The organism is Neobacillus rhizophilus, assembly GCF_018343535.1.
Lineage (GTDB): Bacteria > Bacillota > Bacilli > Bacillales > Cytobacillaceae > Neobacillus > Neobacillus rhizophilus.
This window is the reverse complement of sequence record NZ_JAGYPF010000004.1, coordinates 115,197-138,401: the sequence shown is the minus strand read 5'-3', so window position 1 is coordinate 138,401 and position 23,205 is coordinate 115,197. Positions and strand designations below refer to the sequence as shown.

22 protein-coding genes are annotated in these 23,205 nt (G+C 41.7%); 2 read left to right on the top strand and 20 right to left on the bottom strand.

Annotated elements, in window-relative coordinates; all coding sequences use genetic code 11:
* Positions 1–103: 103 nt before the first annotated feature.
* The 9 genes from KHA99_RS18905 to KHA99_RS18865 form a co-directional block, all read right to left on the bottom strand.
* On the bottom strand, positions 104–550 hold the full coding sequence (locus tag KHA99_RS18905; protein WP_213119055.1) for a PaaI family thioesterase: 447 nt from the start codon (positions 548–550) through the stop codon (positions 104–106).
* 40 nt (positions 551–590) lie between these two features.
* Positions 591–1,922: an MFS transporter gene (locus KHA99_RS18900; RefSeq protein ID WP_249366775.1), complete on the bottom strand. Its 1,332-nt coding sequence runs from the start codon at positions 1,920–1,922 to the stop codon at positions 591–593.
* A gap of 37 nt (positions 1,923–1,959) precedes the next feature.
* Complete coding sequence (locus tag KHA99_RS18895) at positions 1,960–2,382, bottom strand: MarR family winged helix-turn-helix transcriptional regulator (RefSeq protein ID WP_213119053.1); 423 nt, start codon at positions 2,380–2,382, stop codon at positions 1,960–1,962.
* Between the two features lie 249 nt (positions 2,383–2,631).
* The gene (gene uptA / locus KHA99_RS18890; protein ID WP_213119052.1) at positions 2,632–3,231 is read right to left on the bottom strand and encodes an undecaprenyl phosphate transporter UptA; all 600 of its coding nucleotides are present in this window, start codon (positions 3,229–3,231) and stop codon (positions 2,632–2,634) included.
* A gap of 36 nt (positions 3,232–3,267) precedes the next feature.
* Positions 3,268–4,047: a COG4705 family protein gene (locus KHA99_RS18885; RefSeq protein ID WP_213119749.1), complete on the bottom strand. Its 780-nt coding sequence runs from the start codon at positions 4,045–4,047 to the stop codon at positions 3,268–3,270.
* 103 nt (positions 4,048–4,150) lie between these two features.
* A complete protein-coding gene (locus tag KHA99_RS18880; protein WP_213119051.1) occupies positions 4,151–4,840 on the bottom strand; it encodes a polysaccharide deacetylase family protein in 690 nt (229 codons plus the stop codon).
* 41 nt (positions 4,841–4,881) lie between these two features.
* Positions 4,882–5,547 (bottom strand): TVP38/TMEM64 family protein, encoded by a 666-nt coding sequence (locus tag KHA99_RS18875; protein ID WP_213119050.1) that lies wholly within the window; start codon positions 5,545–5,547, stop codon positions 4,882–4,884.
* A 19-nt stretch (positions 5,548–5,566) separates the two neighbouring features.
* Positions 5,567–6,742, bottom strand: a complete 1,176-nt coding sequence (locus KHA99_RS18870; protein ID WP_213119049.1) for an MGDG synthase family glycosyltransferase — start codon at positions 6,740–6,742, stop codon at positions 5,567–5,569.
* Positions 6,743–6,809: 67 nt separating this feature from the next.
* Complete coding sequence (locus KHA99_RS18865; RefSeq protein WP_213119048.1) at positions 6,810–7,472, bottom strand: phosphatase PAP2 family protein; 663 nt, start codon at positions 7,470–7,472, stop codon at positions 6,810–6,812.
* 177 nt (positions 7,473–7,649) lie between these two features.
* On the opposite strand from KHA99_RS18865, the gene KHA99_RS18860 reads away from it, so the two are divergent.
* Positions 7,650–8,366 carry a response regulator transcription factor gene (locus KHA99_RS18860; protein WP_213119047.1) on the top strand — a complete coding sequence of 239 codons (717 nt, stop codon included), beginning with the start codon at positions 7,650–7,652 and terminating at the stop codon, positions 8,364–8,366.
* Positions 8,356–9,972 carry a HAMP domain-containing sensor histidine kinase gene (locus KHA99_RS18855; protein ID WP_213119046.1) on the top strand — a complete coding sequence of 539 codons (1,617 nt, stop codon included), beginning with the start codon at positions 8,356–8,358 and terminating at the stop codon, positions 9,970–9,972. The genes KHA99_RS18860 and KHA99_RS18855 overlap by 11 nt, the downstream gene beginning before the upstream one ends.
* Positions 9,973–10,085: 113 nt before the next feature.
* Here KHA99_RS18855 and KHA99_RS18850 read toward each other — a convergent pair whose 3' ends face one another.
* The 11 genes from KHA99_RS18850 to KHA99_RS18800 all read right to left on the bottom strand — a co-directional run bounded on the left by KHA99_RS18850 (position 10,086) and on the right by KHA99_RS18800 (position 23,188).
* Positions 10,086–12,263: a transglycosylase domain-containing protein gene (locus tag KHA99_RS18850; protein ID WP_213119045.1), complete on the bottom strand. Its 2,178-nt coding sequence runs from the start codon at positions 12,261–12,263 to the stop codon at positions 10,086–10,088.
* A gap of 125 nt (positions 12,264–12,388) precedes the next feature.
* On the bottom strand, positions 12,389–13,066 hold the full coding sequence (locus KHA99_RS18845) for an LrgB family protein (protein WP_213119044.1): 678 nt from the start codon (positions 13,064–13,066) through the stop codon (positions 12,389–12,391).
* Entirely contained in the window at positions 13,063–13,431 is a 369-nt protein-coding gene (locus tag KHA99_RS18840; protein ID WP_213119043.1) for a CidA/LrgA family protein, read from the bottom strand. The genes KHA99_RS18845 and KHA99_RS18840 overlap by 4 nt, the downstream gene beginning before the upstream one ends.
* 140 nt (positions 13,432–13,571) lie before the next feature.
* The gene (locus KHA99_RS18835) at positions 13,572–14,453 is read right to left on the bottom strand and encodes a LysR substrate-binding domain-containing protein (RefSeq protein WP_213119042.1); all 882 of its coding nucleotides are present in this window, start codon (positions 14,451–14,453) and stop codon (positions 13,572–13,574) included.
* Between the two features lie 110 nt (positions 14,454–14,563).
* On the bottom strand, positions 14,564–15,373 hold the full coding sequence (gene fdhD / locus KHA99_RS18830; RefSeq protein WP_213119041.1) for a formate dehydrogenase accessory sulfurtransferase FdhD: 810 nt from the start codon (positions 15,371–15,373) through the stop codon (positions 14,564–14,566).
* A gap of 22 nt (positions 15,374–15,395) precedes the next feature.
* Positions 15,396–15,758 carry a Na-translocating system protein MpsC family protein gene (locus KHA99_RS18825; protein ID WP_213119040.1) on the bottom strand — a complete coding sequence of 121 codons (363 nt, stop codon included), beginning with the start codon at positions 15,756–15,758 and terminating at the stop codon, positions 15,396–15,398.
* 96 nt (positions 15,759–15,854) lie between these two features.
* Positions 15,855–16,334, bottom strand: coding sequence for a helical membrane plugin domain-containing protein (locus KHA99_RS18820; RefSeq protein ID WP_213119039.1), 480 nt, complete (start codon positions 16,332–16,334; stop codon positions 15,855–15,857).
* Positions 16,334–19,306: a formate dehydrogenase subunit alpha gene (gene fdhF / locus KHA99_RS18815; protein ID WP_213119038.1), complete on the bottom strand. Its 2,973-nt coding sequence runs from the start codon at positions 19,304–19,306 to the stop codon at positions 16,334–16,336. Before fdhF ends, KHA99_RS18820 begins: the two co-directional genes overlap by 1 nt.
* 335 nt (positions 19,307–19,641) lie before the next feature.
* Positions 19,642–20,457 (bottom strand): formate/nitrite transporter family protein, encoded by an 816-nt coding sequence (locus tag KHA99_RS18810; protein WP_213119037.1) that lies wholly within the window; start codon positions 20,455–20,457, stop codon positions 19,642–19,644.
* Between the two features lie 276 nt (positions 20,458–20,733).
* Positions 20,734–21,996 (bottom strand): nickel-dependent lactate racemase, encoded by a 1,263-nt coding sequence (gene larA / locus KHA99_RS18805; RefSeq protein WP_213119036.1) that lies wholly within the window; start codon positions 21,994–21,996, stop codon positions 20,734–20,736.
* Between the two features lie 223 nt (positions 21,997–22,219).
* The gene (locus KHA99_RS18800; RefSeq protein ID WP_213119035.1) at positions 22,220–23,188 is read right to left on the bottom strand and encodes a 2-keto-3-deoxygluconate permease; all 969 of its coding nucleotides are present in this window, start codon (positions 23,186–23,188) and stop codon (positions 22,220–22,222) included.
* Positions 23,189–23,205 lie beyond the last annotated feature (17 nt).

Sequence of the window (23,205 nt, the reverse complement as noted above, 5' to 3'; positions counted from 1 at the left end):
TATAACAATTATGATAATTACAAGTAAATATGTAAACTTCTTCTGAAAAATAAAAAAAGAGAAGGCACTCCTTCTCTCTTTACATTTTATAATGATGTCCTATTTATTTTAGCTGAACTCTCTTTCGTTCAGGATTACCTTTTAATATCATGCATGTACTAGTAGAATGCCCCACTAGACTCCCTTTTTCATCATATACATGACATTCCAGCAATCCCACTGTAGAGCCTTTCTTAATGAGTTTCCCTTCTGCACGAAGCTTCGATTTAAAAATTGGTTTAAGGAAATTAAATTTAATTTCGACTGTCGTAAATAATTCGTCGTCGGCCAGCGTTGTGACAAAAGCATATCCCATCGCAGCATCCGCAATGTCACACAGAATCCCGCCGTGCAGTGTCCCCATTGGGTTATGTAACCGTTCAGAAGCTTCCATTTCAATCACAACTCTGCCTTCTTCCACCTCTACCACTTGAAACCCAAGGACTTCCGCAACCGGTGCAATAGGTACTTCACCAGTTATCATTTTCTTCATACCTTCTAAGCGACTCATAATATTCACCTTCCAAAATTATTTTTATGATCAGATTCTATTAAACTTGAATATTGATTTCTCCTTTATGGGCCCGCTTTCCATACCAGATTAGTATAGAGATTGATCCCAGAAGAACGACAATTAACAGCAAATAGATATTCTGAAATCCGGTAATGAGTGGTTTATTCGTTTGCCAGCTGATTAATACACCACATACTGCGACAGCTAACGATCCTCCGAAGAATTGGCTAAGTTGGCTTAAGCCCATTCCAGAACCGATTTGGTCTTTGGCCAATATTCGCGAAACTTCATTCGACAAAGCGGATAATACCGTTGAAAGAGCAGGGGCGAATATGATATAGCCGATCATGACGATGTAAGGCGATACCTGAACCAGCAGCGTCATCAAAATCATACTTGCAGCCAGGAAAAAATGCCCGATTATGAGGAAGCGGTAATTTCCATACTGGTCAATCCAGCGGCCAACTTTCCTGATTAATAGAGCAGCTAACAGTGAGCCAGGACACATCATCAGCCCAACGGTGCCAGCAGACATATGAAACCAATCGGCCAACAGTAGGGGCAGCATAAAAATCATTGACATATTCAGTATAAATGCACAAAAACTAACAACCAGGAGTTTGCGGTAACCATGATGATGAAACAAGTTGGGGGGTACAAATGGATTTTTTACCTTGCGTAAGTGCCAAATGTTCGCTACGAGTGCACCGAAGCTAAGCAGCAGGAACCATATGGATAATTGCATGACGCTAATCAATATTGATACCACAACAATGGCTGTAAGGGCGGCACCAGGGATATCAAAGTTGAATTCTGTATGGATTTCTTGTGGCAGCAGCCTCCACAGGACCGGAACCAAAGGTATGACCAGGCTGGTGATTAGAAACAGTCCATTCCAGCCCATAAACTGTGTAATCACTCCACCAATCACGGGTCCTAACGCAAAAGCCAAAGAAGACCCGGAGGCGATAATGGTAATGGCCCGTCCACGGCGCTCGAACGGCACGTAACGGCTTGCCAGGACAATACCTAATCCCGGCACGGCACCGGCACCACTTGCCTGAACTAAACGGGCAGCCATTAGAATCCCGAAACTATGTGCGAAAAAACCCATTACGGATGCCGCGCCAAGCAGGGTCAAACCAACAAACAGCAGCTTTCGGATTGACACATAATCGGATAATCGGCTAAAGATGACAGTGGACAAAGCAAACACAATGGAATACCCCGAGACAATCCAGGAACCCTCACCGGCAGATATGTGCAGCTCGTGTATGATGGTTGGGAGGGCAACGTTAAACATTGTTGTGTTCATAAGGACCAAAAACGAGCCAATTGCCCATAAGGGTATAATAATTCTATCGTTCAAGTTGTCACCATCCTTTGCGAATAGTCTTTTTCCTGCATTACTTATTCTTGATGCCAATATCATAAAGTATTTTTTTAAATTGTTGAATCTCTACATCACTTAAGTCTGACATCACTTCTTCATTCATCTCATCCATTTTCTGACATAATGGAACCTCCATCGACCTCCCTTTATCTGTTAGAAAAACTAGCTTGTTTCGCCGATCATTCGGATCAACACGTCGATCAATAAACCCGTTTTGTTCCAAGCGGTCGATGATCCCTGTGATGGTTGCGCTGTCTAATTGAAGTCTTTCGGCTAATTCAAAACCAAATTGTCCATCCTTTCTCCACAGCTGACGAAGCAGTGCATATTGAACAGGTGTCACACCGTAGGATGATAGTTTGGATTTACTCACTTGGTTCACCTTTTGCAATGCTTTTCCTAGTAGAAAATGAACACAGATATCGACTTTTTCCATAATCCACCTCCATTATTACTATTTCGAACTTTCTGATTAGTAAGAATATAACACATTCAAATTCATTTGTATACAAGTGATTTGTATGCAAGTAATTCAGCAGTTTTCTATTTCAAGGATTTTTTAATTTATAGAGAAATTTACTAAGAAGTTTTCTCAACAAAATAAATAGATGTCTCAAAATTAATAATGAGACATCCTCTTAATTAATAGTCTATAAAATTGTTAAACGACTTACTTTATATTGATCTAGTTTGTATTTATCTTTTTATTTTTCCATTTATAAAGGGCATAGCATATGGTGAAAACCACGGCTATGATAATGACAGGTGTAACATATGGACTTGCAGCCTTGTTAATTTGGTTCCATTTTGATCCCAGTGTCATCCCTAAATAAAGAAAAAGTATCGTCCATGGAATAATCGCTGCCGTAGTATAAATGCTAAACCGCGCAAATGACATCCGGGCAATACCTGCAGGAATGGAAATGGCATGTCTCACGACAGGGATGAAGCGTGCTGTAAAGATAACTCCTGACCCATATTTTAGGAACCATTGTTGAGCGACATCTAAATGATAAGATTTAATCAACAAATACTTTCCATATTTATCTAGAATAGGTCTCCCGCCATACTTGCCCAACCAATATAAAAACCATTGAGCAATGATACCTCCAATTGTCCCGGCAACTACCGCTCCTATGAGTGAGAGCTTTCCAACAGAAATTAAATACCCCCCATAGGCTAATACAATTTCACTGGGAATTACCTCTACCATTAAACCAAGAGTAATTCCAAAATAACCTAGACCTGAAAGCAAATCAAAGATGGATTGGATAAAATGTGACATATAATACCTACCTTTTTTTAAGAAAGTGATGCTTCCTTATTCTGATTTTTTCTGTCCACTCTCATCTATTCTTGTTTTGGTTAGGTAGATGACCAAGCAAAGAATGATAACCAGGAAGATTGCGCTCGTTCCTGTAGTACCTAATCCGAGTCCGCCGTGCTTATGTGATTGTGACAAAAAGTCACCAAGAGAGGCACCGAAAGGGCGTGTCAAAATATAGGCAAGCCAGAAGGCTAACACAGCATTTAACTTGAAGAAATAGTACGCAACAGTTATTAGCGCAATCATTGCTGCAAATATCAGTCCAGAATTAAAGTAACCTAAATTCATATCCTCTGATAAAAGATCACCGGCAGCTGTACCTAAAGCAAAGGTAAACAGAATCGTCAACCAATAAAAGGCTTCTCGCTTCGTCGTAAAGATAGAGTGAATTGATAGAGTCCTTTCACTAACGAACCAAACGGTAAAGGTTAAGATCAACAAGATAGCGAAGCTGATGGTGGACGTTTGTAAAGGAACTCCTAAGTTATCCGTAAGATTATCGGTCACCAGAGTCCCTACCACGCTGATTAGCACCACCACTAGCCAGTATATCGCCGGCACATATCTGCTGGATTTAAACTGAAATAACAAAGTGATGACCAATAAAACAGTCATGACTAACGTCGTATTTGTCAAACCCCAGTGCAAATTAAAGTTTAGGAAATCCGCTGCTGTCTCTCCAACTGTTGTAGCCATAATTTTAATAATCCAAAAGAATATCGTGACCTGTGGAACCTTATTCAACATCTCACTGCTTAACGATGAACTTTCCATACTAATTTTTTTCAAGTGTTTCACTCCTGTTCTAATTTATATTAATTACCGGAATCGCCTAAAAATCAGAAGCTATGATTTCCTTTTAACAAACTATACTTGTCTACAATTCATCGATTCTTACACAGGATTTACCCTGAGATGATAGTTCTTTAAAAACATCTTTTAATGCATCAATTGTATTGGCCGGAGCATCTTGATCTGCTCCAAACGTTTCCCCACAATCGTGCAGAAGAACGACATCCCCATTCTTTATATCCCGTATCAATCTAGTTTTAATCTTCTCGCTGCCGCCTTTACTGCGCCAGTCTTCTGCCATTACTGACCAGTGGATCATTTTATACTTTTTCATTAGGAAAAAATCAAATAAGTTTAATAATCCCCATGGCGGACGATAATAAATTGGACGTTCCCCGGTAATGTTTTCAATGATGGCAGCAGTCTTCCCTAATTGCTTCCGGATTGTCCATGGACCCATCACCCAGTTGGATTTATGAACGTAATTGTGCATTCCGATTAAATGCCCTTCTTCATGCATTCTCGCAATTAACTCCGGGTATTTTTCCGCTTTAGAACCAAGGACAAAAAATGTTGCTTTGATATTATATTTTTTTAACAAATCCAATAACTGCGGAGTGAAAATACGATTTGGACCGTCATCGAAAGTAAATGCGATCTTTTCTGAAGTCTCTTTCCGTTTTAATACTCCAATGCTAAAACCGGCAGAAAGAATAAATGGAATTAACCAGTACAGTGCTAATATGAAACAAAGCAGAAGAATAATCTTAACCATTCTTTGTTTTCTCCTTTCTATTAAGTTTTACAGAAAAAGCCTTAATCCATTTTTCTCCTTAGAACGATACTTAAGATAGATGACAAGATAAAAAATCCACCGCCCACAATAAACGGAAGGAATCTTCCGTAACGAACGCCAGCAAATAGGCAGCTAACTGATATGGTATAAGGCAATATCCCTAAGGCCGTCGTCCATAGAAATCCCTTTTTACTCACGCCCAATATACCTGCTGCATAATTGATGAAATGATACGGGACCAATGGAACGAAACGGATCAACAAAAGCCCTATATCGCCTCGTTTTCGCAGCCATCGGTCGATTTTTTCCAGATATGGTTTAGCCATTGGTTCAATGATTGGACGTGCAATCCAATCAGAAAGATAATACGCAAGGACGGCACCTGCTATCCCGCCAATCCAAGAATAGAATCCACCTGCAAATGGTCCATATATCTCGATAAGGAAAAGGGAGACAAATTCCCCTGGTGCCGGTATTACATTGACAACTGTTTGGATCAAAATACCTAAAATGACACCAAAAACACCTAGATGCCGGATGGATTCAAGCCATACTTTAGCAGCGCCTGTATGAAGAAAATACAAATATAACCCTGTTAGAAGTAAGAAAATCATCAAACTTCCTATTGATAGAGAGCGGGCTCTCGATTGTTTTATTTTGGATGTCGACATCATAATAGTTTCCATATTTCACCTTCCTCTTGACTCATACCCCAAAAGAATACATATGGTCATCAAGACTGATATGGGTCCCTTTTGTATCGAGAATGATTTCGACTGATGCAATCGAAGATTCTTTTGGATGAAATTGTTTCGAACTCTCCCTCATCTGATGAAGCAATTTTGGAGTGTTCAACAATTTGGATAATTGATTGGTTAAATCCCGATCCGTTTTGGCTTGAACTGCCACCCCCGAACGGACTAGAAATTTTGCGTTATCCTGTTCTTGACCGGGAATCGGTTTATAAAGAAGCATTGGCAGCTCCATAGCAATCGCCTCAAAAGTAGTGACGCCGCCTGGTTTCGTTATCATGAGATCAGAAATAGCCATCAACTCATGAACGTAATCGATATAACCAGTGAGTTGAATGCGATGCTTGGAATTCTTCAGCTTTTCCTTCAATTGCAAGCGAAGTTTCTCATTATGTCCGCAAACTATAATCAATTGAATTGGCTGCGGTAATGCATCAAACTCCTGGATGGTGGAACTCCCATCACCAATCATACCGCAGCCTCCTCCCATCACTAATACTGTGGGCATTTGAGGATCTAAGCCATATTTCTCGCAAATTTCTTCCCGTTTAAAGGTTTGCGAGAATTGCTGGCGAATGGGAATCCCTGTATGGGCGATTCGTTTCTTTTCAACACCTAAGCTAATCAAAGCATCACGAACCAACTTGGAGCCAACGATATATTGATCCGTGTAAGGATAAATCCAGCAGCTATGATCGGTATGGTCGGTGATGGTTGTAACGGTAGGAATATCTGTTAATCCAAAAGATTTTAATTTCGACATCACAGCAGCAGCCAACGGAAAGGTACTGACAACGACTGTCGGCTCCACTTCTTCAAGTAATTTTTTCATCCTTCCCAGCCCTGTAGACAAAATCGTCTTCATCATCTTAGAAAAAGTGTTCACTCTACGTGTTTTTTGATAAATATAGCCATAAACCTGAGGGAATTTTTTCACCCCTTGAAGGTAGATAAAACGGCTTACCTGATTTGAATAAGGATGGACCCATTCCATAAAATCAAAAACAACCGGTTCCAAGTCAGGGAAACGAATTTGTATCGCTTCGTTTAATGCATTGGCTACTTGAATATGACCATCACCATAATTTCCAGTAAGGATTAAAATTTTTTCTTTTTTTACGGCATTCATTTTTCTCCACTCCTTTAAAAGGTTTAACGTATCTATTGGTATCAGGTGATCAATACAGCAACGATGGCTATACTGAAAAAGATTTCTCGCCAACGGATTTCACTGTGCGTTTCTGTACAAACACCCGCATATATCCGTACTCCACCATTTTGAATAAACATTCGACCAATAAAATGGCGGCTAAACAATCCATAATCACATGCTGTTTTATAAACAAAGTGGCAAGGATAATGGAAGTCGAGAAACATCCTATAATCCATTGCATCCACCTGTTCTTCCACGAACTGTCACGAGAGGCCCTTATCATTAAATAACTGCTCATCACATGAATGCTTGGGAAGCTGTTGTATGGATGATCGATTTGATAAACAAATTGCAACATCCGTGATAGTAAATCATTGCCCACTATCTCAGGGCGTACTGGACCTTCCGTTTGGTAAAAATAATAAATAAGGAAGCTGGCCAGCAATCCTAGGTCAAAAACAAGTATTGTTTTGAATGCAAGTGAAGTATCTTTAAAACAGAAATAAACCAACGTAATGGTTATATAAACAATCCATGCAGCATAAGGAATCACAAATAGCTTCACAACAGGAATCGTTTTATCTAAACTTGTAATTAATGTATGAACACCGCGAGTGGGTGTATTTAAATATGGATAAATCAACATCATCGCCGGAATGCTGAACAGAAAACAAAGCACTCCAACTATTTTCCATTTTTTGTTCACGCTGAGTACCTCCTCGCATGTATGTATCTTACAAAAAACTTCTTAAGGAAAAATATCGTTCCTTCTGAAGATTTTCTTAAGAGTTTAAAGAGAACTTCAGAAAATCTTCAGAAATTCTATTGTTTTTTCTTAAGAGGAATAGAGTAAACTTTAGTGAGTTAGAAAGGAGAGGTTTTCATGGCACAAGAAACCATTCTCATTATTGATGATGAAAAAGAAATCCGAGATTTGATAGGGATTTATCTGGCGAATGAAGGATATAACGTTTTAAAAGCAGCCGATGGGATCGAGGGGTTACAGTATCTTGAAGAAAACACAGTTCATTTAGTTGTTTTGGATATCATGATGCCTCGTCTCGACGGTATTCAAGCCTGTATGAAAATCAGAGAAAGAAGAAATGTTCCTATTATTATGCTATCTGCCAAATCGCAGGATATGGATAAGATTATGGGACTAACCACCGGTGCGGATGACTATGTAACAAAGCCGTTTCAGCCTTTGGAATTAGTCGCAAGAATCAAATCGCAGCTTCGTCGTTATCTTCGGTTAAATCAAACGGACGGAAGCCATCAGGCAAATACAATCCAGCAGCTGGATGTCATTTCGATTGATGAACTAGTCATTAACATTTCTACACACGAGGTTAAAGTGGATGGGAAAGATATAAAGTTAACACCTAGGGAATTCGCCATTTTAGAGCTATTGGCCCGCAATCCTGGAGTTGTGTTTAGTACAGAAAAAATCTATGAACAGGTTTGGAATGAGCCGTTTTATGAATCCGAAAACACCGTAATGGTTCATATTCGTAATTTGCGCGAGAAACTGGAGATTAACCCGCGGAAACCACGGTATATCAAAACGGTTTGGGGGGTGGGCTATAAAATTGAACAATGAGAAGAAGTTTTTACATGGCCATTCGAGAGGTGGATATTTGCAAAAGCTTACTAATTTAGTGAAGACTAGTATCCGCATTCAGCTGATATTAGCCTTTGCCTTTTGTACTATTATTTCCCTTTTGGTCGGTTGGGCCTCAAGCCCCTTTTTTGTCAGTGAGGATCGGAAACTTGATTTTACGGAAGGCGTCGTCACCATTGATGAAAGTGGACGAGATTTGGTGAAACAAATGAATTTGATGAATCAAGACATAATCGAACTTGTCAAGGATTTAGGGGATCAAGATCCAGATTTCAAAAGTCAATTTCTTCAGGGGTCACAGCCTTCGGGGAAAGGAAACGCGGAACGGTTAACCGTCCCTTATGACGGGAAGTCCTTTTATGTATTATCGAAAGATGAATTAGTTCAATATTTAATAAATACGCCTAAACAACTAAACAACATTAATGCATTGATTACAGATTCCGGTGGTACAGTCCTTTATCGATCAAAAGGAGCAATTGATACTCAAGTTAATCTCCAAGAGGAAATGAAAAAGGCCAAAATGCCCCTTGCTGGCAAGGAGCATGATGATCATCCGATTGTGACAAGAATTTATCCGATCACCATGGATGGCGGAAAAAACTACCTACTTGTCAGTGGAGTGCCAAAATCCACCTCCGTTTATGTGAAAGAAACGGGAGTCACCCCTTATCTTCTTGGACTTATTACGTTTATTCTCTGTTATTATTTCATAACAAAACGAAAGATGAGGGAAATAGAGGAGATTGCGTTAGGTTTAACCGAAATCGCCAAGGGGAATTTAAAAAATCGGATTCGTGAGAAAAGTCAGGATGAGGTAGGTTCACTAGCAACCAACATTAATTATATGGCTTCAGAATTAACCGAAATGATGGAAAGGCAAAGACAGACTGAAAAATTAAAGGATGAGCTAATCACCAACGTCTCCCATGATTTACGTACACCCTTAACTTCGATCATGGGCTATATGAGACTAGTGAAAGACCATCAGTATAAGAACCAGGCACAATTGGATGAATACGTTGATATTGCATATGGTAAATCTGAACAATTAAAAATTTTAATCGAGAATTTATTCGATTTTACCCGTCTAACTTATGAAGGTATCCAGCTCAAAAGAGAAAAGGTCAGCCTAAACCAAATGCTCAGACAGCTAATGGATGAACTTGACCCGATCGCAAAAGATCACGATGTCATGATTAGCAGCAATCTCCCAAAAGAACCGATCCTAATGGAGGTCGACCCGAATCAAATGGTGCGCGCATTGGAAAATGTGTTAACAAATGCCATAAAATATAGTACCCCTTCTGGGGAAATTCATGTTCATATGGTCAAAAACGAACACTCTGTTCAGATATCTGTTTCAAATCCATGTGATTCCCTATCTGAAGAGGAGGTTGCTAGATTATTTGATCGTTTCTACCGCGTGGATCCCTCACGTTCCTCCAACAAGTCTGGAGCTGGATTAGGCCTAGCCATCACAAAAAGCATCATTGAATTGCATCAAGGAACTATTCGTGTTGATTATAAAAATGAGGTCATTCAAATTTCCATCGAATTACCTTTTCAGGAGGAACATGAATAATGCAAGGATCGTTAATGGAAAACGGTCCTTTTTTATTGGCATTGATTTTACACACCAAAACGAAAAAGACTGCCGACTTAGTCGGCAGCCCCGAAAATCCTTTTCGTACAATCTTAATCTTCCTTATTTTTCCCTTTACCCTTGCCTTTTCCCTTTTCTTTTTCCTTTTCTTTTTCTTTTTTCCACTCGTCCTTTTTATGCTTCTCTTTCCCATTATTCCAGCCATTTTCGATTTCAGTTTTTACTTTTTCAATTGGCTTTGGCGGCACTTCGGCGGAAGCGATACCTTTGATATACAATTCGTTATTGACCTCATACACGCTGTTAGGCTGCTGGAAATTCGACGAATCCGTCCCAAATGACTGCATCATCGATTTAAACATAAGCGAAGCAATTTTCGTTGTATTTCCGGCTTGATAGTTGCCAGAACCGTTTTGGGCATATCCGGTCCAAACTGCCATTGTGTATTGTGGTGTGTAGCCTGCGAACCAGCTGTCATTTGTCGCGTTGTTAGGATATCCATATTTCGCACGGGTTTGGGCGTCAAAATTGGTAGTACCCGTTTTTCCCGCGACATCCAAACCGGGGATATTGGCTGTTGTACCTGTTCCGGCATCGACGACAGTCCGTAACATATCAGTCACCATATAGGCAGTGTAATCCTGCATCACTCGCTTTGGTTTCTCAGCGAAATTTACCGTAGTGCCGTCTGCCAAAACAACCTTTTGGACAAAATGAGGTTTATTGTAAATTCCGCCATTTCCAAAGGCACTGTAGGCACCTGCCATTGCTAGAGGGCTGACTGTATTGCTTCCGATTGCATAAGACTCAAAGACCTGATTATTTTTAAATGTAATGCCTAGCTGTTCCGCAAAGTTCTTCGCTTTATCAAAACCAACCTCACGGAGTGTGAGAAGGGCTGGGATATTATACGAGTTTTGCAGCGCGGAGCGGATGGTCAACATTCCATGATATTGATGGTCCCAGTTAGAAATCTGCTGACCGGTTGAATAAGTTGTTGGCTGGTCATTAATTAAATGGGCCGTAGACCACTTTAAATTTTCAATTGCTGGGCCGTAATCAAGAATCGGCTTAAAGGTGGAACCCGGCTGACGATTGATGTCAACCGCCAAATTGTGGCCAAGAAAATCAGCCTGATAGTCGTTTCGGCCGCTGCCAATTGCCCTGACTTCTCCCGTTTTTGTATCCATAAAGACAAACGCTCCCTGATACTTCGCATCTGGGTAAGCAATGATTTCATTAGTGTTCATCATTTTGTCGGCATAATCCTGTGCCTTTGGATCAAGCGTCGTATAAATCGATAACCCATCGGCACTGACGTCTACATCCTTTAGCTTTCCTTTGATCTCTTTTACCACTGCATCCAAAAATGCTTCATATGGCATTCCCTGCTGCTCACTTTTTGGTATAACCCCTTCTGTGACTGGAACTTTTGAGGCTTCCTCCATCTGTTTTTCGGTAATATAGCCGTGCCGATGCATCAAGCTTAAGACTAGATTACGGCGGTTGGTAGCCGCTTCTTTGTTTTCTTGCTTGGTTGGGTCGTAATTATTGGGACTTTGCGGCAGTCCGGCTAGCATCGCTGCCTGCGAGAGAGTCAGCTTTTTCAAATCGTTTGGCTCTAGCCCGTAGTAGTTCTTTGCTGCGGCAGCCACTCCGTATGAGTGGTTGCCAAGGTAGATTTTGTTCAAATACATCATTAAGATTTCGTGCTTGGAATACTTTTTCTCAAGCTGATACGCCAAATCCCACTCCTGCACCTTCCGCTTCAATGTTTTTTCACGTGTCAGAAATGAGTTTTTGATAACCTGCTGTGTAATCGTACTCCCGCCCTGTGATCCGAAATCCCCTGTTACATTGACAAAAATGGCTTTCGCCGTCCTTTTGATGTCAATGCCATGATGGTCATAAAAACGGGAATCCTCCGTGGCAATGAACGCATTTTCCAAGACTTCTGGAATTTGCTCATACGAAATTTTCGTCCGCTTTTCCTTCCCATATTCATAAATGAAGTTTCCATCTTTATCATAAAATTTCGTCGATAGAGGGTCGACTAATTTGGAGGCATCTAGTTCAGGTGTACCCTTTAACATCGATGCGAACGTGATAGCCCCCGCCCCGGTGGAAACAAGTCCAATCACTAAACAAAAAATGACCACCTTTTTTAACATCGACCCTTTTATGGGCAATTTTTTGTTTATTTGGCGGCTTTCCCTTGTATTCTCCGCTTTTTTTCGTTCCTCACGAGATTGATAAGTTTCTTCTGTCATATTTCTTCTCTCCGATGATGCATAGGGACGGTTCTTCTGCTTCAGAAGCAGAAGAACCGTCCCCATGTTTTTTTTTTACATATAAACATATTCGTAAGGAATGCTCTCTTTATGGGGGATTTCCACTAAATCATTGCCGGTATCAGCAAAGCCCCCAACAATAAGGTTATAAAAGCAGCAAAAATCATAGCCAGCGACGAAAAGGTCGCTTCTTGCTCCCCATATTCCAGCGCTTTGTTTGTTCCGGCCCCATGGGCGCCCATTCCTAGTGCAAGACCTTTTGCAATCGGTGTCTGGATGGATAGCCATTTAATAACGGAGGGGCCGACAACTCCGCCAATCACGCCGGTCAAGATGACGAACACGGTTGTTAACGTTGGCAGGCCGCCAATCTCTTTTGATACCTCAATGGCAAACGGCGTAGTTATGGACCTCGGAAGGATCGACGTCATAAAATCATATTTCAAATGGATTATTTTTGAAAGAGCAAATGTTGAAAAAATCGCCACCAGCGAACCGGTAATGGTACTGATAATAATGGTGCCTAAATATTTTTTGACCGTTGGCAAGTGTTTATAAATAGGTACCGCGAAAGCAACCGTAGCTGGCCCCAGCATATGTGTCAGCCATTTTGTTGCATCCAAATATTGATTCGCAGATACATGCATGACTGAAATGGCAACGATTAAAAGAGTCGGGGCAAGCAGTAAATGATGAAATAAAGGAAACGGCCATTTCCCATAAATTTTTTTCGATAAACGATAGATGAGATAAGTGCCTAAAATACACAATACCATCATCATAGCTGCTCACTTCCTTTCCTTTTTGTTACTTTTTCTGCAATTAAGGCTGTCATTCCCATGACCATGACGGTGCTGACCCCAATCAATACGACGATTTCGGCTCCTTGAAAGCTGATGATTTCATCATAATTGACAATTCCTACTGCAGACGGTACGAAGAATAGGAGCAGCTCTGCCAGCAGCCAGTTAGCGCCCTTTTCAATCCATTCCAGCTTGATGATGTGTAGGCAAAGTGCCAAAAACAATAGGAACAAACCAAACATTGAAGCAGGTATCGGTAGTGCAACGATTTCTTTTAGTGCGGCTCCGAGAAATAAAAAGACATGTATGAATAATATCTGTAAAATAATAACTCCAATTTTCATCGTAAAAATCCACTCCAAAAGAAGAAAAAGGAGATTCCTTCATGCTCCTTTTTACTTCTCGATTTAAACTATAGAGTAATGTTACGACGAATTCCGCTATTCGTATAATACATATTTAGAATGATTTTCATAACTCAAAGTTATAATGACTCCTTCAAAATAAAGTCGATAAACGTTCTCCCTGCATTGGAAATATAACGGTCTTTTTTGGTGATAACTGCAAGCCTCCAAAGTGTGGCCGGTCTCAGAGTAATGATTTTTAATTCCTTATTCAGCAAGCGATTGCAAATGGATTGCGGCAGAATGGTTATCCCCAGGTTGGCTGCGACCATTTCCGACATTAGGTCCCATTGTGTGCTTTTAAATAAAATCTTCGGCTCGAAACCACCCGATATAAAGAATTGATTCCGTAAAATCTGATTTAACGAAAATTCTTCATGATAAAAGATAAACTCTTCGTCTGCCAATTCCTTTATTTCCACTTGTTTACGGGCAGCGAAATGATGGTCTTTGTGAACCACCAGCATTAATTCTTCCTCCACAATCGGGTAAACACGAAACTCTTGTTCATCAATCGGCAGAACGGTAACGCCTAGCTCAAATTCCCCTTCTTCCACACTTTTCACGACCCTCGCCCCGCCGTACTCGGTGATATTTAATTTAATATTTGGAAAGGCCTGATGAAACTTTGCCATCACTTTTGGAAAAAATAAACTTCCGATAAAAGGCGGAAGGCCAATGTTTATTTCTCCCCTCTTCAGATCGGTCATGTCATTTAATGTCTTGGTCATTTCATCAAGCAGGCCGGAAATTTTCTGGGCATATTCTAGCACCACATTCCCAGCGTCTGTGAGATTCGTTGCCTTATTGCTGCGGATAATCAAGGTCATGCCAAGCTCTTCTTCTAACGCCATAATCGATTTACTCAAGGCAGGCTGTGAAATATGTACACTCTCCGCTGCCTTGGTAATGCTTTTGTGTTTAGCTGCCTCCATAAATAGATTTAATTGGCGTAATTCCATGAAAACACCTCATCTTAAGGATTCTTTAGAAGAATTTTAACATATCTGCAGAACTTACCAATACTATTGAAAAACAAAAATACCGCTTAGCAACGACTAGCGGTACCCCCTTATTTCGCTAATTCAGGTGTCATGATCCGTTCCGAGTTTGTATAAATATTTAAGGCATTATTTCGGATAAAACCCACAGTCGTAATCCCCAGCTCTTCTGCCAACCTTAGTGCCAGTTCCGTTGGGGCAGATTTTGACAGGACGGTTCCACATTTAATTTTTGCTACCTTCAATAATACCTCTGAGGAAATGCGCCCGCTAAAAGCAATCACTTTGTCCTCGATGGAAATGTGATGCTTCAGACAGTGGCCGTAAATTTTATCCAAAGCATTATGTCTGCCAATGTCCGTCCGCGCTACAATGATGCCATTTTCATCACATAATGCGGCGTTATGGACACCGCCCGTATCTTGAAAAATGGTAGAGGATTCCTGCAGCATCTCCATCAGACGAAAGCAGTTGTCGACGGTGAGCACTTTGTTTTTCACTTCAATCGGCTTAACGGTTCTGGCATCATTATAAAAATAAAAACTCTGCCGGCTTTTCCCGCAGCACGATGTTACAATGCGCTTGGAGTGGAACATTTCATTCAACTTATTCACTCGATGTGTCGTCACCATTGCTTTACCTAGTGTTTCAATTACTTGCAGTTCCTTTATATCCTCATAGCTGCTGATCATCCCCTCTGACGCCAAAAATCCGACGACAAGTTCCTCAATATTCTCCGGACTGCATACGAGGGTGGCAAATTCTTGGTCATTTAACATAATCGTGATTGGATATTCCGTCACAACCACATCCTCAACAAGCTGCACGACACCATTTTCATATCGCAGCACCTGGTTTGTTACCTGCATTTGCTGGTCCATACTCCCTGTCTCCCTTGTTCCCTCATTTACCTTTTTGATCTATTGGTTTATCAAAAACAAATACAGTCATGGCGATATCTTCATCTATATTAATGTCGGAAAAGAGCCGCAGCACTCTTGCTCCCATTAAGGTTTCAAACTTATCCACAACCTCTTGTCTTTTATAGATTTCCTTTACCAGCTTGGTCCGAGCCTCATGAACGGTTTGCTTTCCTTGTTCAGAGTTAATCATAAACTTCTCTACATTCGTAAGGTTGCCTTTCATTTCACTAATTGCCCAGTTTTCCACGAAGCGGGTACTAATTTCTTTTGGGCCATTTCCAACGTACTCTTTTCTGATTTCCCGAACCAGCATACTAAATTGGTGTTCTAAATTTTTTCCCATTATCGACTTCCCCTTCATTTGTCGTCTTAGAATAGTTTTCGATTGAAACAAGGAAACCCATTCATTTTAAAATCATCAAATGGGTTTCCCCCTCCTTTAATCCTTTAAGCCTTCCCCGACACCCTTCAAGAGATTTAAACCAAAACCAATTGCCCTATTGATATCCGGATCGTTCAATACCTTCAATAAATCAAGTATTCCTACTTTTGAATTGGATTGGAGCCCTTGTTCCGCCTTTTCCAAACCATTTGCAACGCCATTCATCAGCTTTTTTGTCATTTCGGGATCAAGTGTCGTCAAGGCGCCGCCTGCTGCCATTGCGTTGTTGATGAGATTCGTAACGGGCTCTCGTGTCATTTGGCCAACCGCAATTTTTGCCACTTGCTCTTTTGCTTTGACAAGGCTGTTCATAGCATCTAAAATACCGCTTTTGTGGAGCTCTTGCAACAGTTGAAGTGTATCCAGCAAGGAATCTTTATTTTGGGCAACCTCGGAGAGAAGACTCTCCAAGGATTGCGCTTTTTGTTGCTCTTCTGTCAATTCTACTTTTTTTATGATTTTAATTGGCTGAGCCACTATGCGTTCCTCCTGTCATACAGGCCTGGCTTTACCTGTTCATTGACGCTTGAAATCGGCACATAATCGCCTCGTTCCCATTTCCTGTAGATTTCAAGACCCATCTGCGGCGTTCGTGTAGCATTTCGCGGGTTGAATCTTGGCAGCGGATTTTCTCCATCGATTTCCAGGACTTCCATTCGCACCTTTGTTTGTTTATAAGCAGGTGTATGTGTTACAACATCAACCGCCCCGCCTGTCAACAAGTTTACCGCGCTCTCATGGCTTGAGGAGTGCATTGGGACATACACGGTTTTTCCTTCAACACGGTCTGTTACAAGAACCGGAAGACGAATCGCACCATATGGTGAAACGAGACGGACAATCGTTCCATCCTTCACCCCACGCTCTTTGGCAAGCTCAGGTGAAACTTCAACAAAAACTTTCGGGAACTTGTACTGTAGCCCTTCTGATTTATGCGTAAGGTTCCCTTCATGGAAGTGTTCAAGCAAACGTCCGTTATCAAGAGCCAAGTCAAACTCATCCGGGAATTCCACCGGAGGTACGTAATCAAACAATCCGAACCGAGCTTTCTTATCAGGGAAGTTAAAGCCGTCCAGGTAAAGAACAGGCGTGTCCGTTCCGTCTGGCGATCCCCATGTAAAGCTGTTCCAGCCTTCAAGCACATTGTAGTTACAATGTTTAAAAAACGGGGTCAAGCTTGCCATTTCTGAAAAAATCTCACTTGGATGGGTATAATTCCAGTTAAAGCCCATGTGGTTTGCCACCTGCTGTAGAATCCACCAGTCAGGCTTGCTGTCACCAGTTGTCTCCAATGCCTGGTATAATCGTTGGACACGGCGCTCTGTATTGGTGAATGTACCCTCTTTCTCAAGGGAAGGCACGCCTGGCAAAATCACATCTGCAAACTGAGCCGTTGTCGTTAAGAAAATTTCTTGAACGACAAGGAAATCGAGTTTAGCAAGCATTGCTTGAGTATGGTTGGAATCGGCATCCACCCATGCCATGTCCTCCCCGACGATATACATTCCTTTCAATTCGCCCTTATCAATTGCTTCAAGCATCTCAATATTATCAAGACCAGGCTTTGCAGGAAGTGTTACGCCATAAGCTTTTTCAAACTTTGTACGAACTTCGTCGCTTGCTACTTGCTGATAGCCAGGGAAGATATTTGGCATCGTGCCCATGTCAGCGGCACCTTGTACGTTGTTATGTCCACGAAGCGGGAATGCCCCTGCATTGCGGCGCATCATATTTCCTGTCGCAAGGAGAAGGTTGGCAATGGCAACTGATGTATGAGAACCTGCAATATTTTGCGTGACGCCCATTCCCCAGCAAATGGCGGTCCCGTCCGCATCATGAATCATTTCCGCGATTTGGATTAATGCTTCTTGCGAGATGCCAGTCATTCTCTCCGCTTCTTCGAGCGTATAAGGAGCAATCATATTTAAGAATTCATCATAATGGTTGACATGCTTTTGAATGAACTCTTCATCATGCCAGCCTTGGTCAATAATGTATTTTGTTACAGCAGACAGCCATACATAATCTGTACCTTGTCTTGGACGCACAAACAAATCAGCGCGGTCGGCCATTTCATGTTTGCGGACATCGATGGTGATTAATTTTTGCCCGTGAAGCTTATGTGCTCGCTTAATTCGTGTAGCAAGAACAGGGTGTCCCTCTGCCGGCGCACAGCCTACTAAGATAACAAGTCCAGCGCCCGCAATGTCTTGAATCGTTGCGGAGTCACCGCCGATGCCGCCTGTTTGCTGCAAGCCCCAAGAAGCAGGCGACTGGCAATAACGGGAGCAGTTATCCACGTTGTTGGTGCCAAATACCTGACGGCTTAATTTTTGAATCAGGTAGTTCTCTTCATTAGTGATTTTAGAAGAAGCGATAAATCCTAGTGCATCGCTTCCGTACGTATCTTTGATGCCGCCCAATTTTTCAGCCACAAGATCTAAGGCTTCATCCCAAGAGGCTTCAACAAACACATCGCCCTTACGTATTAATGGAGTGGTAATCCGTTCTTTTGAATTGACAAAATCCCAGCCGAATTTTCCTTTTACACACGTAGATACACTGTTAACCGGCGCATTTTCAGATGGTTCAATTTTTAATATCTCATGATCTTTTGTCCAAACTTCAAATGAGCATCCGACGCCGCAGAACGTACAAACGGTTTTTGTTTTCTTGATGCGTGTGTCGCGCATCGCTGCTTCAACTTCAGATACGGCAAAAATGGTTTGGTAATCCGGTTCTACCGCTTTAACAAGATCAATCATTGGAGTTAGCAAGTCATCTTCTATTCCCGTCATGAATCCGGCATTGCCAAGCATCGATTTTTCCATCAAGGCATTACATGGACAAACCGTGACACACTGCCCACAGGAAACGCAGGATGATTCATTGATGCTTTTTCCGCCATCCCACAATACACGAGGCTGCTGGCTCTCCCAGTCGATCATCAATGTTTCGTTGACCTGCAGGTCCTGACAGGTTTCCACACAGCGCCCGCACAAAATACATTGGTCCGGGTCGTAGCGGTAAAATGGATGGGACATATCCACTTCATAGCCCTTGGAACGATGCGGACGTGTCTGATGCTGGACACCCATCATTTCCGCCGTATTATGGACACGACAATTGCCGTTGTTGTTGTCGCAGACCGTACAATACAATAAATGATTTTCCAAAATCCGGTCCATCGCTTCTTCCTGGGCCTTTTTCGCCACCTCGGAAGCTGTCAGGATATTCATCCCTTCCTCCATGACAGTCGAACAGGCCCGCATAATAGTGCCGTTCACTTCACACATACAGGTATCACAGCTTTGGACTGGACCAAGAATTTCTGAATAACAAACATGTGGATGCTGGATATCCTGTGAAATAAGGTAATCCAAGATTCGAGTTCCAGCCTCAATCTCACGGGCGGTTCCATTAATAAACACATTCACTTTTTCCGACAAAATAAAACCCTCCTAAACATAAAGAAAACTCGCCGACTGGTGAGCCCCTAAGGGCGAAGACAGAGGCGTAGTTGCACTTATACTTTCTTATTAGCCAAAAAACCCCCCATAAAACAGTTGCTATACCTAATTGGTATAAACCGTTTCATGGGGGGAGAATTTCTGAGCATATTTTATATACTAGCGATCATTCCCGCCATATTATCTGTGAGCAAGCAGGAAATCAAAGCAACAACTGTTACCTGATTTCAATGCATTCTTCACTAATTTTAAACATTAATACTATGAATATATCATAAATTTGTATTTTTTGCGAACTACGGCAAGTTAGATTGCTAAACGGCCTTCTTTATGTTGTTTAATGCTTGTGAAGCATTAGTCCGTAATGCCTCTTTATATACCATCCAGTAGATCAAGGCGACGAAAATTCCTCCGCCAATGGCATTGCCAATAAATACCGGTACAAAGTTACTAAAATAATCGGTCCAGCTAAGGCTGCCGGCAAAAATGGCCGCTGGAATCACGAACATATTGGCCACGACGTGCTGGAAACCGATTGCAACGAATCCCATGATAGGGAACCAAATCGCAAACATCTTTCCACCAATGTCTTCAGCACCAAATGCCATCCACACCGCCAAACAGACCAGCCAGTTACAGCCGACTGCAGAAATTAATGCTTGAACAAAGGTTTCACTTGTTTTTGCTTGGGCGATTGCCACTGTTTTTTCCAAGAATGGCCCTGTTTCTGTCAAGCCAACCACATGGCCAAAGAAGTAAGCTACAAAGATAGCACCGACAAAGTTACTGACAACAATCAGCAGCCAATTCCTCATTAGTTGTAGGGTTGTTGCCCGCTTAGCCAATACTGCCATCGGCAAGGCCATCATATTCCCCGTCAGCAGTTCACCGCCGGCAATAATGATCAGCATGAGGCCGACCGGGAACACCGAAGCGCCAAGAAATGAGCCGAATGACCCCCATTCTTTTGGCAAGTTGCCACTCACCCGTATGTCTAATAGAAAACCCAATGCGATAAACGCTCCTCCTAAGAAACCTAACAGCAGGGCATGACGAATCGGCATTACTGCTTTCTTCGCGCCCGCTTCAACTACTTTTCGGGCAATTTGATCAGGACTATGAAATGCCATTTATTTTCCTCCCTTATGTATTAAAAAAAACAAAAAGCCCACCATAAAGCGGTTTCATGCAAACAAATTCACATAAACCGTTTATGATGGGCTAATATCTAAGCATTTAAAAATACTAGTAATCCTTCCCGCCACTATAAAAATAGAATAACAGAATGAAAGTGCGACATCATGTTACATTTCATCAATGAACATTCTATTTCTTATTAACATTTTATAAGATAACATATTTCTTATTTTTTGTGAACATTTTGTGACTTTTTTTATTTCAAACTACTACTCTTCAACATATGGAATTGTCAGCGGCCCGAGCGGTAAGACAGCCACAGTCATGTTTTCTCCATATGCCTGTTTAAGTTCTTCAAGTGTTTTCTCAATATTATGTGTTGGTTTAAGCATGGCCCCTTTGACTTGTTCGTCTGTTAGCTTCGAATACACATAGACATCCGACCATACTTGAATGACCGCCTGTTTTTGCACCTGCCATTGGTCGAACATTTTAAATTCGGGATTATTGATTAGGTCAAGTAAGCCTTGCGGGCTGTCTGCGAATTCAAAGATTTTTGCATAATTTCCATGGCTTGGCAGTCCATCAGAGCATTCTGAAGCAACGATTATGGCGCCGCCTTTTTTGACAATCTTTTGTGAAGCGCTCATTCCTTTAACGGCCTGGTAAAGATTCTGATCCAGCGGGTATCCAGAATTGGAGGTAATAACCACATCAAACCGCTCGTCACAGCGGACCATCGCATGTTCCTTTACAAAGGCACATCCCTTGTCATGGGCTTCGTATAACTCTCCCGCAAATACATTTGTGATTTCTTTTTCTTTATTCAGTGTCACATTTAACATAAAATGTGGTTTACAAAGGCCATTGATTTCCCGTGTCATATCCTGGACAGGGTTATTGACCATATTTCCCCATGTTGAAAGAGGGTCGCCAATCATTCTGGCATTGTGGAAAGTCATAATCGTATCAATTCCAGCAATGCCCGGCATAATTCCCTTTGGTCCGCCAGAGAATCCTGCAAAAAAGTGGGGCTCGATAAAACCTGTTACAATACGGAAGTCAGCTTCCACATACTCTTTATTGAGATATACATCACAGCCAAATTTGCTGCGTCCGAGGTTTACCTGTGTGCTTTTGTCGTGACAGTTATTATTGATGATCCGAATATTGTCTACAACCCAGTCACCCAACATTTGCACAAATTCTTCCCTTGTCTGATCGCGGTGAGTCCCTGTTCCATTGATGACAACGAAATTCTCCAATGGGACGTGGCTCAATTCTTCAATCAATAATGGAACAAGAATATGGTTCGGGGTCGGTCTTGTAATATCACTAATAACAATGGCAACGGTATCTGTAGGCTTGACCATTTCTCTTAAAGGGGCCGTTCCAATTGGGTTTCTCAGTGCCTGTTTAATCGCTTCCCGTTCATCTTCCATCGCTGGGAGGTCTTTTGGTTCTACGACAAACGCATTGTCAGGAACTTCAATTTCAAGTCCGTTTTGGCCATATAACAGGTTTGTTTTCATGTCTATACACTCTCTTTCGCAAATGTTTTCAGTATATACTAACGTGCTTCTAGTTAATTTATTTCCGTTTAAGGAGAAAAAAACCTAATTGCCAAACCCCTGAGATCGCTCTCAGGGGTTTATGGTTGTTTTACATTGCCTTTTGTTAAACACCTTAGAGCATAACATACGCGGATCATTTATGAATCCATTTTTAAATAACGGATAGTTTTCCAGGGATTTCTTAACTTGCTCTGTTCGCTTGGAGTTTGAATTGCTCTTTTTTCTTGAGTCTATTCGCATACCATGCAGTAACAATCGGACATAAAATTGCAGTTACAATTACGCTCGCTGCTACCATGATTGTTGCAGTACCAGCAACCTCTGCATAAGCAGGATTGGCAGCAGCAACGGCTGCAGGAACACCAGCAGCATTTCCGGCAGTAGTAGCGGCTGCTAGACCAGCAATTCCATTTCCGCCTGTCAATTTGTCTACAACGAATAAAGCAGAACCTGTAATAACTACAACAGCAACACCTAATAAAATTCCGGTTAAACCGGCAGTTGCGACTTTGTTGAAATCAAGCCCGGCACCAAGTCCAAATGCGAAGAACGGTATTAAAACAGGAGCAGCTTTTCCGAAAAACTCACGGCAATCCGGATCCAAGTTTCCAATAATCATCCCTAAAACCATTGGTAGAATCGCGCCAACCATTGTTTGCCATGGGAAACCGGCAAGACCGGCAAGACCTAAAGAAACCATTGTCAAGAAAGGACCGGACTCAAGAGACATTATTGAGTAAGCACCCGCATCCTCAGCTTTACCGAATTGGCCCATCAACGCCATGTACATACCACCATTTGTATCATTCATGGAAGCAACAATCGCCAATACTGATAATCCTCCAAGAACCATTCCATTACCGATAAACTGTGCAGCAATGATACCGATTATGGCCGCTACTCCAATTTTGGTTAATAGTAACGCGCCGCCCTTCTTGGCGATGTAAGGTGTCGCTTTAAAACTTAATGTTGTACCCATGCAGAAGAAGAATACTGCTAAAATTGGCAGTGCTCCTCCCCAAAGCGCCCCGGTGAAGGACCCGAAAAAAGTAGGGGTGCCCGGAAATAACGTGTTTAGTGTTGCACCAATGAGTAGGGGGAACAGCATCATCGAACCAGGAATTCTATCAAGTGTTGCTTTGATTTTCATAGATTTAAAGCTCCTCT